This is a genomic window from Marinobacter sp. NFXS9 (assembly GCF_040148665.1).
GTDB lineage: Bacteria > Pseudomonadota > Gammaproteobacteria > Pseudomonadales > Oleiphilaceae > Marinobacter_A > Marinobacter_A mangrovi.
The window spans coordinates 356049-368670 of record NZ_JAGDDW010000003.1; the positions used below are offsets into that span (position 1 = coordinate 356049).

General features: G+C 61.8%; 10 protein-coding genes. 5 read left to right on the forward strand and 5 right to left on the reverse strand.

Annotated features, from left to right (window positions below; genetic code table 11):
• Nucleotides 1-3 precede the first annotated feature (3 nt).
• On the forward strand, nt 4-1512 hold the full coding sequence (locus J3364_RS07650) for a LamG-like jellyroll fold domain-containing protein (protein WP_349557771.1): 1509 nt from the start codon (nt 4-6) through the stop codon (nt 1510-1512).
• Between the two features lie 50 nt (nt 1513-1562).
• Here J3364_RS07650 and J3364_RS07655 read toward each other — a convergent pair whose 3' ends face one another.
• On the reverse strand, nt 1563-2228 hold the full coding sequence (locus J3364_RS07655; protein ID WP_349557772.1) for an AbiTii domain-containing protein: 666 nt from the start codon (nt 2226-2228) through the stop codon (nt 1563-1565).
• Nucleotides 2229-2517: 289 nt separating this feature from the next.
• On the opposite strand from J3364_RS07655, the gene J3364_RS07660 reads away from it, so the two are divergent.
• Complete coding sequence (locus J3364_RS07660) at nt 2518-3303, forward strand: ZIP family metal transporter (RefSeq protein ID WP_349557774.1); 786 nt, start codon at nt 2518-2520, stop codon at nt 3301-3303.
• A 6-nt stretch (nt 3304-3309) separates the two neighbouring features.
• Here the strand turns inward: J3364_RS07660 and J3364_RS07665 are convergent, their stop codons facing one another.
• On the reverse strand, nt 3310-4416 hold the full coding sequence (locus J3364_RS07665; RefSeq protein WP_349557775.1) for a mandelate racemase/muconate lactonizing enzyme family protein: 1107 nt from the start codon (nt 4414-4416) through the stop codon (nt 3310-3312).
• Between the two features lie 276 nt (nt 4417-4692).
• Here J3364_RS07665 and J3364_RS07670 point away from each other — a divergent pair, with 276 nt between their 5' ends.
• Nucleotides 4693-7128, forward strand: a complete 2436-nt coding sequence (locus J3364_RS07670) for a response regulator (protein WP_349557776.1) — start codon at nt 4693-4695, stop codon at nt 7126-7128.
• Nucleotides 7129-7304: 176 nt separating this feature from the next.
• On the forward strand, nt 7305-8516 hold the full coding sequence (locus J3364_RS07675) for an MFS transporter (protein ID WP_349557778.1): 1212 nt from the start codon (nt 7305-7307) through the stop codon (nt 8514-8516).
• A 35-nt stretch (nt 8517-8551) separates the two neighbouring features.
• Here J3364_RS07675 and J3364_RS07680 read toward each other — a convergent pair whose 3' ends face one another.
• Genes J3364_RS07680 through J3364_RS07690 form a run of 3 tightly spaced genes read right to left on the reverse strand, consistent with a single transcriptional unit; the run spans nt 8552 to nt 11861 of the window.
• Entirely contained in the window at nt 8552-8986 is a 435-nt protein-coding gene (locus J3364_RS07680; RefSeq protein ID WP_123632933.1) for a universal stress protein, read from the reverse strand.
• 56 nt (nt 8987-9042) lie between these two features.
• Nucleotides 9043-10248: an HlyD family secretion protein gene (locus J3364_RS07685; protein WP_349557779.1), complete on the reverse strand. Its 1206-nt coding sequence runs from the start codon at nt 10246-10248 to the stop codon at nt 9043-9045.
• Nucleotides 10249-10295: 47 nt separating this feature from the next.
• Nucleotides 10296-11861 (reverse strand): DHA2 family efflux MFS transporter permease subunit, encoded by a 1566-nt coding sequence (locus J3364_RS07690; RefSeq protein ID WP_349557780.1) that lies wholly within the window; start codon nt 11859-11861, stop codon nt 10296-10298.
• 261 nt (nt 11862-12122) lie between these two features.
• Here J3364_RS07690 and J3364_RS07695 point away from each other — a divergent pair, with 261 nt between their 5' ends.
• The gene (locus J3364_RS07695) at nt 12123-12617 is read left to right on the forward strand and encodes a MarR family winged helix-turn-helix transcriptional regulator (protein WP_349557781.1); all 495 of its coding nucleotides are present in this window, start codon (nt 12123-12125) and stop codon (nt 12615-12617) included.
• The last annotated feature ends 5 nt before the right edge of the window (nt 12618-12622 follow it).

Genomic DNA, 12622 nt, shown 5'->3' on the forward strand with positions numbered 1-12622 from the left:
TTTATGCGTCACCTTGCACATTGTTGTCTGGCCACTCTCGCTATCGCTTCCGGCAGTAGCGCGCACGCCGGCTTCTGGGATGATGTCGACTCTCAATCCGGCTTCGATCAGACATTGCCCCAAACGCCGCTGAACCATGCCATAGCTGTTTCAGCCCACAATGCTTACACCGAAAGCTACAACTCCGCCAGCCAGAATCTCAGCGCTACTCTTCAGAAGTTATCCAACGCGATTGCATCTAATGCGGACCTGTTGGAATTGGACCTCGTCTATGACGAGGATGACCAATCGGTGAAGGTCTCACACAACCCGAGCGCTGATCACACCTACAATGCGGTGCTTGATGATGTCCTGAGCAATCCCGCCCTCCGCAACGCCAACCAGCCACTGTTCCTCGAACTCAAGGAAACAAGTCTGAATACCGATTACGTGGCGGGCATCATTGAAAGCCTACGTGTCCAAGGCTACCTCGCCGAGGGACGCCCTGTGTTCCTTCGCAGCTTCCCGGCCGGTCACGGTAATCTGCTATACGCGCGGCAGTATCTTGAAAGCAACTATCCCGGTCTGTCCGACTACCTTCTTCTGAGCGAACTCTACGGTTCGACCAGCAATCTGAACGGGCTCCAGGGTCAGGTCGCGCAGGCCCAAGCCGACGGTTTTGACCTGGTTGAATTCAATTACAAAACACCCGATCTCGGAGCCCACATTGAATACGCTAAATCGCTGGGGCTTGGTGTCGGCCTTTGGACGATTCCCGCCAGCATGGGCGAAGTGGGCCTAACCCTGTTCCGCGATGAAGTGGACGAGCTGACGACCGATTACGGCCTGAGTGATGCGAGGCAGGTGGTACAGGACAACAATCAGCTCCTGTACCTCAATACGGCTGATACTCCGTCAAGCGCCGGAAGCCTGACTTATTTTCGACATGGCTCCACACCCCATGCCATTGCTTTAGGCAGCACCACCTCACCCAGCCTGGCTGCCAAGAATACCGGGGCCGCTTTTTTTGGCACCATTGCGAGCTTTGACAACGCCAACCTCGAACACTTGTCGTTTTACGATGCGGACCAGAGCAGCGCTAACGGCTACCTGGTCAATGTACTCGTCCAGTTCAACAATCTTTCCATTCCGGATGGAGCAACATGGGCGATCGTCAACAAGTCAGACAGCGCCAGCTTTGCTATGGAGCTTCATAACCCGTCAGGCTCCGCCGGCACTGAGCTTCGCTACGGTGTACATGTGGACGGCGCCTACCGTTATGTCACCTATGACGCCAGCCAACTCAGTACTGACCGCAGTTACTATGTGACTGGTGCTTATGACGGCAATGGAGGCGTTAGGATGTATATCAACAGCGCACAGATCGCTGCGGGTGGCAGCTTCACTAGTGGAGTGACTCAGAATAATTCCCCCGTTGTACTCGCGGCCGATCCGCAAGGTTCTTCGGACACGCGTTTCCACGCAAACATCAATGTGCAGATGCTGTCCGTCCAGGATTGGTGGAACCACTGATCCATCTTTGCCGGCTCCGGTATTCATTCGGGGCCGGCAATCGCTACGAGCTACCCGGCCCCACCAAACAATCGTTCCAGAAAACCCACGTTCCGCACTCCAGGCACCGGCAGGCTGTCCACTTCGGTCATCGCGCGACGCCAATACAGAGTGGGATCGTCCAGGTGGGCAACCTGTTCGCGCTCCTCTTTGGACAGGGAATTGTGGGCGCCGCCCAGGCCGGCTTCCATCAGGGACTGGGTCCAGAGATAGATCGTCGAACGGATCACTCGCAGCAGGTCAGAGTACGTGTCTCGGGAGACGGTGATCGCCAGTTCAGCGCTCAGATTGATGCGGCTTTGCAGATCGGCCAGCACCTCGGGATCGTAGGCGATGCGGTGACCACTGCCCCTCTTGCAGGCCAGGCAGATTTTTTCCAGCGACTTCACGCCGTCGTGCAGGTCCTGCTGGCCCAGGGTCTCTTTCTGGTCGTCGTCGATCGGTGCCGGAATCCAGCCATACTGGGGTGAGCGGGCCACGATGTGGCCGGGCAACCCGATCCGGTAGGGCGGCAACTGATTCCCGACGTGGTAACCGTCGAATTCCGTCCGCAGCCAGTTGGCCATGGTTCGGTGACGGCACATCATCGCCAGGGTGATCGCGGCGGGCATGATGTCGGTGAGCGGGTCGCTGGCATCCTGGAGCCGTTGGTCCAGGTCATCAACCGGTGTTTCCATTCCATAGCCTCCTGAGAACCTGCGGGGCGCGGTTCTGTTTTATTGTCCTTGGGGAGCCTCGCCGGAGGAATGTTGGGCGGAGCATGTTCAAAAAATAGGCAACTGTTTGAACAAAATCTGTGACGAATTGGTTGCAGGACGTAACGGGAGGTAATTGCCGGTCTTAAGCGGAAGATCAACCGTCTGCCTCACGGGTCCTATCGAGGCGATAGGCGCCGGTGGGCGACCCGAAATGCCATACTCCGTCGTACCCAAGCAGTAACGCTGTTCCACAAATCCTGGGAGTCACATGTTTACGGACCTGAGCATCGTCTGGCAGGGATCCATCGCCAGTTTTCTGGCCGGCAACGGCACCGCATTGGGCGCAGCCGGTGTGTTTCTGGTGCGACGCCTGTCCGACCGGCTGAAGGACAGCCTGCTCAGTGCCGCCGCCGGCGTGATGCTGGCCGCTTCTTTCTTTTCCCTGCTCCTACCGGGCCTGGAATACGGCGAAAAGCTCACCGGTCATACCTGGATCGCTGCCCTGCTGGTGATCGCCGGCATCCTGATGGGCGCCCTGCTGCTTTACCAGATTCACCAGCGACTGCCCCACGAACACTTTGCGTTGGGTCGCGAAGGGCCGGAAGGGGCCAGGATCAAGCGCATCTGGCTGTTCATCATTGCCATTACCCTGCACAACTTCCCCGAAGGCATGGCGGTGGGCGTCGGTTTCGGCGGCGGCAATCTCAGCAACGGTATTGTGCTGGCAGTCGGTATCGGCTTGCAGAACATCCCGGAAGGCCTGGCCGTGGCGGTGTCGTTACTGACCATCCAGCATTCCCGGTTACAGGCCTTCGGCCTGGCCGTGCTGACCGGTCTGGTGGAGCCCATCGGCGGCGTTTTCGGCGCCGGCATGGTCTGGCTGGCCGAACCGATTATGCCCTGGACGCTGGGCTTCGCCGCCGGCGCCATGCTGTTCATCATCAGTGACGAGATCATCCCGGAAACCCACCGCAATGATTACCGCACGCTGGCGACCTTTTCCCTGCTGGGCGGTTTCGCGGTGATGATGTTCCTCGACGCGACGCTCGGCTGACGCCAATTACACCGACCACTGCCGCACAGGTTCGCCCAGCCGGCCCAAGTCCGGTTCAACGCCCAGCCCCGGCCGCTCACTCAACGTCATGCGACCCTGCTGGACATCCGGCGCCCCGTGGGCGAGTTGGGTGGTGTTGTAGCGATGCAGATCGGTGGTGTTGAGCAGGCAGCGGGTGGGTGTACTGGCCGCCAGGTGGGCGTAGGCGGCGGTGGCGATACCGCTGCCCCAGGCGTCCTCGATGGTCATGGGAATGCCGGCGTCGACGCACAGGTCACGGATGACCCGGGAGCGGGTCAGACCGCCAAACTTGCTGACCTTGAGCGCCATCGCATCCATGGCGTCGTCTTCCATGGCCCGGCGTACGTCAGCCAGGGTGTTCAGACTCTCGTCCAGTTTGACCGGGTGTGCCCCATGCCGCCGCACGGATCGGCACGCGTCGTAATCGGCGCAGGGTTGTTCCAGGTAGATGTCGAGTTCCGCGAGGGCCCGTGAGAAACGCAGCGCCTCATCGCGCCGCCAGGCTCCGTTGACATCACCGACCCAGGTTTCCTCCGGCTGGATTGACGTCGCCAGACGCCGCAGCAGGGCGCGGTCCTCGGGCATGGCATGACCCAGTTTGATCTGGAAATGGCGATAGCCTTCCGCCCGGAAGGTGTCGAGGGTCTGCGCCATGGTTTCCGGATCCGCCAATGGGACGATCCGGTGCAGCGGCATGGAGTCGTTGAGCAACCCGCCCAGCAGCGTATAGACCGGCAGCCCGGCGGCCTTACCCAACAGATCCCAGCACGCCAGATCGATAGCCGCCTTGGCGTAGGCGTGACCGCACAGGGCCTGCTCCATGACGTCATCGATGGCTACGGTCTGGCGCGGATCCTGGCCCAGCACCGCCGGCACCAGTTGATCCAGGCACGCCGGCAGTCCCTTGGCAAAGGCCGGCATATAACTGGGGCCACAGGGGCATACCTCACCATAGCCCTCGATGCCCTCGACCGTGGCCAGTGTGACCACAGAACTGGTGAACTGCTGGTAGGAGCGGCCGCCGGCGAAGGCATAGGCATCGCCGGCGTATTGCAGCTCGGCCGTGTGCAGGGTCACGCGCTCGATTCGCATAGCAGGAACTCCCCGTGAAAACCTAGTGCACAGGTCTCCACGTTACGCCTGCGAATGACCGCTGTCATGACCTCCGCCAATGCCGATGCATCTGGGGGACGATCTTATGCGTAGTACCGGGAGGCGATGGGCCACTTCTTAACCGCGCCGAATTAACTCTGTGAAAGATTCGCTCATTCACGGACGTTTTCTAGTATGGTCTGACTGTGAACGCGTTCGCAGTTCGTTCAACGCCTCCGACCCGATCAGAACACCGTAAGGCAGGAAACAGGCTCGATGGCTGATAGCAACGCCGACCAGAAATTCCTTCAGCTCAGACAACAGTACATCCAGGGGTTACCGCAACGGATCCGCCAGATTCGGACGGCCTGGGATCGACTGCGCCACGTCAGTTGGGATTCCAAAGTGCTGAATTACATGGTGCATGCCGTCCACAAGCTGACCGGCAGCGGCACCACGTTCCGCTTTCCGGCCATCACCCTGACCGCCGGCGCGCTGGAGAAGCGGCTGGTGGATGTCCAGCTTCACCTGGAAGCCAACGCCCTGGAACGCCAGCACATTACCGACGCCCTGGCCCGTCTGGAGCAGGCCGTTGACGAGGCGGTAGCCAGCGAGGACGCGGCCGAACCGGCCGCCACCGCGACCAACCGTCCGGGCGACCGCGGAGCGTTTCATATTGCGGTCATCGAGGATGATGCAGAACAGGCGGCGCAGCTGGACCGGGGGCTCACCGATCTCGGCTACACCGTACACACCTTTGCCGATCCCGAAGCCTACTCCGAACACGCCAGAGAGCGCGTCTACCAGATGATCCTGCTGGACGTTGGCTTTCCGCAAGGGCCACTGGAAGGCCTGGCCTGGCTGGAGCGCCTGCGGGGCCACGTGGGCTCGAAGGTGCCGGTTGCCATCATGTCGGCACGCACGGATATGGTGGCCCGCATGCGCGCCCTGCAGGCCGGCGCCGACGTGTTCCTGACCAAGCCACTGGACATGAACTTCCTGGCCCGGCGCATCGACCAGATTCACGAGGCGACCTGTCACGTCCGGCCCCGCGTGCTCTGGGTCGACGACGACAAAGATCTGCTGGGCTACTATCAGGACCTGCTCACCAACCGCGGTTACGAAGTGGACGTCCTGTCCCAGTCGGTGCGCCTGCTGGAACGGATCGAGCAGTTCGAGCCGGACGTCATCGTGCTGGACTACCAGATGCCCGGCTGCAACGGTTTCGAACTGGCCCGCATCCTGCGCCAGGATCCGCGCTACATGACCATTCCACTGATTTTCGTCTCGGCGTCAGAGGATCTTCAGGCCCGACACGGCCAGGACAGCATCGTCGGCAACGCCTATTTTCAGAAGCCGCTGGACGACGAGGACTTCCTGCACGGTCTGCAGTCCCAGATCGTTCGCGCCCAACTGATCGGCGCCCGCATCGACCTGCTCAGCCAGCGCCATGCCCCCAGCGGCCTGCAAAACCAGGACTACTTCATCAACCGGCTGGAACAGCGCATGGCCACGCTGGATGCCGAGGGCGCGGCACACCCGTATTACCTGATCCAATTGGCCATCGACAACGAGGAATACCTCAAGGCCCGCCATGGCATGCGGGCGATGCTCAACCTCAACGGCCGGCTGGAATCCTATGTGGCCGGCCACTCGCGGATCCACGGCCGGGGCTGCAACCTGGGCGGAGGCTATTTCCTGCTGCTGTTCGATGTACCGGAAGGCCAGGCCGCGGACAGCGCCCTCGAGCAGTTCCATACCGAACTGAACCGTCAGCGTTGGTCTCCCGGCCAGGGTGGCAAACCGGTGACGCTTTCCATGGGCGTGATGCACCTGGACCATGCCCGGGACCTGGATCACGTGCTGGCCAATGTCGAATCCGCCTGCGCCCGCGCTCTCAAGGCGGGAAGCGGCGGGCTGGAATGGCATCGCGAGGAGGCCGCCCCCGGCCACAACGGGCTGACGGACCAGATCCGTAACCTGATCGACGCCCGGGCCTTCACCCTGCATTTCCAGCCGGTGATGAACATGGACAACGAGGAAACCCTGTCCGAAGCCCTGGTCCGGCTGGTGGACGACGATCAGGTGGTCTACATGCCGCATCAGTTCCTGCCCTGGTTACCGTCAGGCAACCGCAGCAACTTCTACGAACTGGACCGCTGGGTGATCCAGAACGCCATTTCCAGCCTGGTGCAACTCGAGGGCAAGGCGTCTGCATCCCAGGCGGTGATCGTCAAGCTGTCCTCGCCGCTGGAAGACGTGGAGCGGATGCAGCCGTTCATCACCAACGTCATTCGGGGCTCACGCATCAAGGGCCAGCGCCGGATCTACTTTGCCTTTTCCGTCCCCATCGTGATCAAGGACGTGCCGCGCGCCCGCAAGCTGTTCCGGACGCTCCAGGAAATGGGCTGTGGCGTGATCATCGAGCACGTAACGCCGGGCAGCAACATCATCCAGATGCTGCGTGACGTGGGGCCGGTGGATTTCGTGAAGCTCACCTCCGAACTGGGCCGGCACAGCGAGCAGACGGCGGAACTGGATACCTTTATCGATGAGCTGCGAAGCTTCCTGGGGACGACGGTGCCCATCATCGTGACAGGTGTCGAGGACGCGCGGGTTCTGTCCCGCTTCTGGGAGCGCGGCATCCGCTATTTCCAGGGCTACTTTATCCAGAAGCCGGGGCTGACCATGCAGTACTCCGCGGCCACCTGAGTTCACCCGCCCCTTATTCCATGATCCCGGCATAGTGAGCGGTCCGCCCGCCCAGACCGTAATTGCGGTATACTGGGCGGCCGCCTGCCGTGGCGGCAATCCCACAGCTGGCGCCTGCCCGCTGCAATCCTGTTTCCCAAATCATCCACTGCTTCTGCCAGGGAAGACTGACCGACATGTCCGAGAATCCGGCCGTTCCGAACCTGCGTCCCAATGATCTGCTGACCTTCGTCATGGCCGTGGCCTGTGGCCTGGCCGTCGCCAACATCTATTACGCGCAGCCGTTGCTGGACACCCTGGCCCGGGATTTCGACATCAGCCGCGGTACCGCCGGCATCATCATCACCATGACCCAACTCGGTTACGCCGCCGGGCTGATGCTGCTGGTCCCGCTGGGCGACCTGTTGGAACGGCGTCGACTGATTACGGTGATTACCGGCGTGACGGTGTTGTCGCTGATCGGCATGGCTCTGGCGCCCACCAGCGGCCTGTTCATCCTGGCGGCCCTGATCACCGGGATCACCGCTGTGGTGGCCCAGATTCTGGTGCCGTTCGCCGCCCACATGGCCAGCGATGCCGAGCGCGGGCGCGTCGTGGGCCGGGTCATGACCGGTTTGCTGCTGGGCATTCTGTTGGCCCGTGTGGTGTCCGGCGGCATCGCCGACCTGCTGGGTTGGCGCACGGTTTACTGGATCGGCGCGGGCATTATGTTGCTGCAGGCCCTGGCATTGCGCCGCCTGCTGCCGGAAGAGCCGCCCCAGTCGAAGATGCCCTACGGCCGGCTGCTGCTGTCGGTTATCACACTGATGCAGGAGGAAGCCCTGTTGCGCCGGCGCATTATCTACGGCGCGCTGGGCTTTGCGTCTTTCAGCGCGTTCTGGACGACGATTCCGTTCCTGCTGGCACAGGCGCCGTATCACTATCCCGATTCGGTCATCGGGCTGTTCGGTTTGCTGGGCGTGGCGGGAGCGCTGTGCGCCAATCTGGCGGGCAGTCTTCACGACAAAGGCTACTCCCGGATCGGCACCGGCCTGTTCCAGGCGCTGATGGGGCTGTCGTTTGTGCTGATGGCGGTGATGCCGGAGAGTCTGACGGCGATCATCATCGGCATCATCGTGCTCGACCTGGGGGTCCAGGGGAACCAGATCCTCAACCAGAGCGCCATCTACCAGATTCGCCCGGAAGCCCGCAGCCGCATCACGACGGCCTACATGACCTGTTACTTCCTTGGCGGAGCCGCCGGTTCGGCGGGCGCCGCTTATCTGTTCCAATTCGCCGGTTGGACCGGCGCCTGTGCATTGGGTATGGCACTGGGCGCCACCGGCGTGCTGTTCTGGCTCACCGAGCCGCGGGTTCAGGAAACGGGCGAGCTGCAGAAGTCAGACTAGCGGCCTGCCTCCTCGCCAGTCCGGGCCGAGGGTCTTCAGTTCATCGCCACCAGAATACTGCAGTCCACTTCATCCAGCAGCGCCCGGCTGAGTGAACCCTGCCACCAGCGCGCCAACAGCCCCTGGTGACGGTGGCCGACCACAACCAGGTCCGCCTTGATTTCTTTGGCCAGGCCGGCGATGTGCTCTACCGGATCGCCGAATGCCACGTGCCCTTCCGGGTCGTGGACATCCGAGGCACGCAACTGTTCCAGGCCTTCATCCACCAGTTTGCGCAGGTAGCCGAGCTGATCGTCGTCGAAGTCGTCGATCGGGTGAATCCCCTCGCCGAATCCGGCGGAGCCGGTCAGCTCCAGCACCGACAACAAATGAACCTTCGCGTCGCACAACGCGGCCAGGGCCATACCCTCGGCCAGCGCCGCACGTCCTTCCACCGAACCGTCAAATGCCAGGACAATACGCTGGTACATCCCCTCACTCCTTCGCCTGTGGTTGATCGCCCGTTTCCCGGGTCTTTGATACCAGTCTAGCGGCTTGCGGTTTGCGCTGCTGAACCGTTGCCGCTGATGTCGATATCAACCACCACCATCATGCCCGGGCTGAGCTGCGTGAGCGGTCCCTTGTCGATGGCAATACGCACCGGGATGCGCTGGGTAATCTTGGTGAAGTTGCCGGACGGGTTGGGGTTGGGCAGCAACGCAAACTGACTGGTGGCCGCGTGACCGATGACCTGGACATGCCCTTGGAAGTGCAGATCCGGGTAGGCGTCCACAGCGATCTCGACCGGCTGGCCGGGGTGCAGGTCGCGCACCTTGGTTTCCTTGATGTTGGCTTCCACCCAGACGTTGTCCGGCGCGTGCATCATCAGCAGCGGCTGGCCGGCCGACACGTATTCGCCCTGCTCCACGAAGGTCTTGTCGACAATGCCGTCGATCGGACTGTTCACCACCCGATCATCCACCTGCAACTGCTGGTGACCCAGCTCCGCCCTGGCTTCGGCCAACGACTGGCGGGTGACATTCAATTGGGCCTTGAGCAGTTCCGGATTCTGCAGCGTCATGGCGGTGCCGGACATCATGCCGTTGCGGGCGTTGCTCAGCGAGCTGCGATCAACAGCGACCTGGCGCTGAGCCCGTTGGTATTCCGCTTTCGCAGCCTCGTAGGTGTAGTAATCCTCGTCTTTCTTCTGGACCGATACCGTGCCGGTTTTGTAGAGCCGGTTGGAGCGCTCGTAGGTCCGCTTGGCCTTTTCCATCGCCGCCTTGGCCGCGTCGGCCGCTGCCAGGTCCGTGTCCAGCTGGCCTTCGGTTTCCTTGATGCCGCCGCTAAGCTGATGGGTCGACAGATCGATCTGCTGCTCTTCCAGATCCACCTGGGCCTGCACCTGACGCACCTTGGCTTCCAGTTTGTCCAGCAGCAGTTGGTCAGGACGATCGTACAAACGCGCCACCACATCGTCCTGGGCCAACTTGTCACCCACGATCAGGGAGAAATCCGTGACCCGGCCATCCAACCGGCTGCTGACGGTAATCTGGTGGGTCATCACCCGAGCATCGTCACCGCTGACGTGGGTGTGCTGGTGGTAGAACCATTTCCCGATCCAGACTACCAGGCCAATGACGACCAGCAACGCAATGCCCAGTTTGATCCAGCGACCGGGACCGCCGCGCCCTGCGGTCTTTGCCGCTGGCGTTTCGTTCCGGTCGTCTGCTGAAGTGCTTGTCTCTGCCATAGTCTTGAAAGTCCGAATAGAGTGAAAAGAAAACGTTGGGCGCGCGATCAGGACGACTGCGTCTTGCCCGACCAGCCGGACCAGCGGCTGAGCAGGATGGACGGCACCGCCACGATCACCAACGCCACGACAATCATCAGGAACCCGTCCTGGTAGGCATAGATCTGGGCCCAGACCGCATCCATTTTCGCCAGGAAGCCCGCGGCGGCCGAAGACTGGTAGGCGTCCGGCGTCCCCACCTGATCGTAGGCGTGCTGAAGCTGCGAATAGGTTTGCAGGGCGACACTGTTGCCGGCGTTCAATCCGACCGTCAGGTGGTCCGAATGGAACAGCGTGCGTTGATCGAGCAGGGTGACCAGCGCGGCTGTGCCAAAGGCGCCGCCAAGTTGCAGCGCAAAGTTGATGGCCCCGGACCCGAAACCAATCAGATGCGGCGGCAACGACGCGATGCCCCGGGACAGCGTCGGCGGCGGGAAGGCCGCCATGCCTACGCTCAGCAGCGCCATGGAAATCGCCAGCGACTCGAAGGAGGTATGCCAATCCGCCTGCGCCATACGCACCACCGCCCAGGTCGCGAAAAACAGCCCCGGCAGGGTCAGGTAATGGGGTTTCCAGCGATCGCTCAGCCTGCCCACCATCGGTACGAGGATGGCCATGACCAGGGTCGACGGCAGGTACAGCTCGCCCACCTTGATCGGGTCGTAATGCAGGATCACCTGCACGAACTGCGGCAACAGGTACATGATGGCGTAGAACACGCCCCCGAACAGGAACAGGGCCAGCGCGCCCATCACGAAACCTTTGTGGCCAAAGATCGCCAGGTCCAGCAGTGGCTTGTCGGTGCGGCGCTCCCACCAGACAAACAGCGCCCCCAGCGCCATCGAGAACACCAGCAGCCCGACCACGGCTTCGCTATGCCAGCCCCAGCGCTGGCCGTTGGACAGTGCGGTCAGCAGGGTGAATATCGCGACGAACAGGGAGCCGGCGCCAAACCAGTCAAACGGCGGCCGCGGCCCGGTCTCTTCCCGCCCGGGCAGGAAGAAGTAGCCCATCACGATCGCGGCCACGCAGACCGGCGAGACGATAAAGAACACGTAGCGCCAGTTGTAGACGTCCACCAGCCAGCCGCCGACCACCGTGGCCAGCGTCAGCGGCAGGCCCAGACTCATGCCGTACATGGCGGTCGCCATGCCCCGCTGCTCCGGCGGGTACACCGAGAACAAGGCCTCCAGCGCCACCGGCCGCACCAGGCCCGTCATGGCCCCCTGGATGATCCGCGCGGCGATGATGGCCTCCATGCTGGTGGCCATACCGCCCAGGAAAGACGCCCCGATAAAGATCAGCAGCACGCCCATATAGGTCGCCCGCTGCCCGAAGGCACGGCTCGTCCAGGGCGCAATCAGCAACGATACCGTGGTGGCCGCCAGAAAGCCGGTGGACAGCCACTGCACCTGATCCGAGCTCATACCGAAGGCGCCTTTGATGTAAGGCGTCGCCACATTAACGATGGTGATCGACATCCCCAGCGCGACCAGCCCCAACAGGACAGTCAGGGTCACCAGCCATCGGTAGCTGGCCCCATAGCGCTCGGAAAGTTGTTCAAGCTGTGACATGGGCCCCCGGCAATGAATGGCAAAGATTGTGTATTATACAAATTATTGCCAAACCGTAAATGAACCGAAGGATGCCTCTGGTCATCCATGGACAACTGAGACCCGTTATTTAAGGAGCTGCCTTACCTATAGCCGCTCTTTTCAAAGCAATGGATGACTAAATCACACTTGTGTATCATGCACCGAGATTTGTCATTTGATTGTTCGGTACAGGCCCGGATAATCACCGACCGGACCCACAGCCACCGAAGGACAGCGGCCATGTCGAGCGGGACTGACCGAACAGACACCCCACAACGCACCGGCGCGCCGGCCATTCCCAGCACGCCGGCCACCCTGGAACAGGAGCTCGCCTTCCTGGTTCGCTGGCTCGAAGCCACCAAGCGCGACCAGCAGTATCCGCTGGAACGGGCTCACTACCTGATGCTGCTCCTGCTGATGAGCGACGGTCCGCAGAACGTCAGCCGCCTGGCCGAACGCCTGCGCCTGGACGCGTCAACGGTGACCCGGCAGGTCTCGGTGATGACGACACGCGGGCTGGTCTGCAAGCAACCCAACCCCGGCGACCGGCGTGGCGGTATGGTGTGTGCGACCGCGCTGGGTCATGAGGAAGCGAACCGGATGCGCCGCATGCGGGAGGAAAAAGTCGATGCTATGGTGGCCGACTGGTCGGATGAAAAACAGCAGGCGCTGGTGCGGGCCCTTGGGAATCTCAACGAAGGGCTGTGCCGGATGCTGGACGAAAATAAACTTTAGTGCCC

Coding starts and splice junctions, on each gene's coding strand:
- J3364_RS07680 (WP_123632933.1), bottom strand. CDS start 8,986: ATGTACCAGCGTATTGTCCTGGCATTTGACGGTTCGGTGGAAGGACGT.
- J3364_RS07665 (WP_349557775.1), bottom strand. CDS start 4,416: ATGCGAATCGAGCGCGTGACCCTGCACACGGCCGAGCTGCAATACGCC.
- J3364_RS07650 (WP_349557771.1), top strand. CDS start 4: ATGCGTCACCTTGCACATTGTTGTCTGGCCACTCTCGCTATCGCTTCC.
- J3364_RS07660 (WP_349557774.1), top strand. CDS start 2,518: ATGTTTACGGACCTGAGCATCGTCTGGCAGGGATCCATCGCCAGTTTT.
- J3364_RS07655 (WP_349557772.1), bottom strand. CDS start 2,228: ATGGAAACACCGGTTGATGACCTGGACCAACGGCTCCAGGATGCCAGC.
- J3364_RS07685 (WP_349557779.1), bottom strand. CDS start 10,248: ATGGCAGAGACAAGCACTTCAGCAGACGACCGGAACGAAACGCCAGCG.
- J3364_RS07670 (WP_349557776.1), top strand. CDS start 4,693: ATGGCTGATAGCAACGCCGACCAGAAATTCCTTCAGCTCAGACAACAG.
- J3364_RS07675 (WP_349557778.1), top strand. CDS start 7,305: ATGTCCGAGAATCCGGCCGTTCCGAACCTGCGTCCCAATGATCTGCTG.
- J3364_RS07690 (WP_349557780.1), bottom strand. CDS start 11,861: ATGTCACAGCTTGAACAACTTTCCGAGCGCTATGGGGCCAGCTACCGA.
- J3364_RS07695 (WP_349557781.1), top strand. CDS start 12,123: ATGTCGAGCGGGACTGACCGAACAGACACCCCACAACGCACCGGCGCG.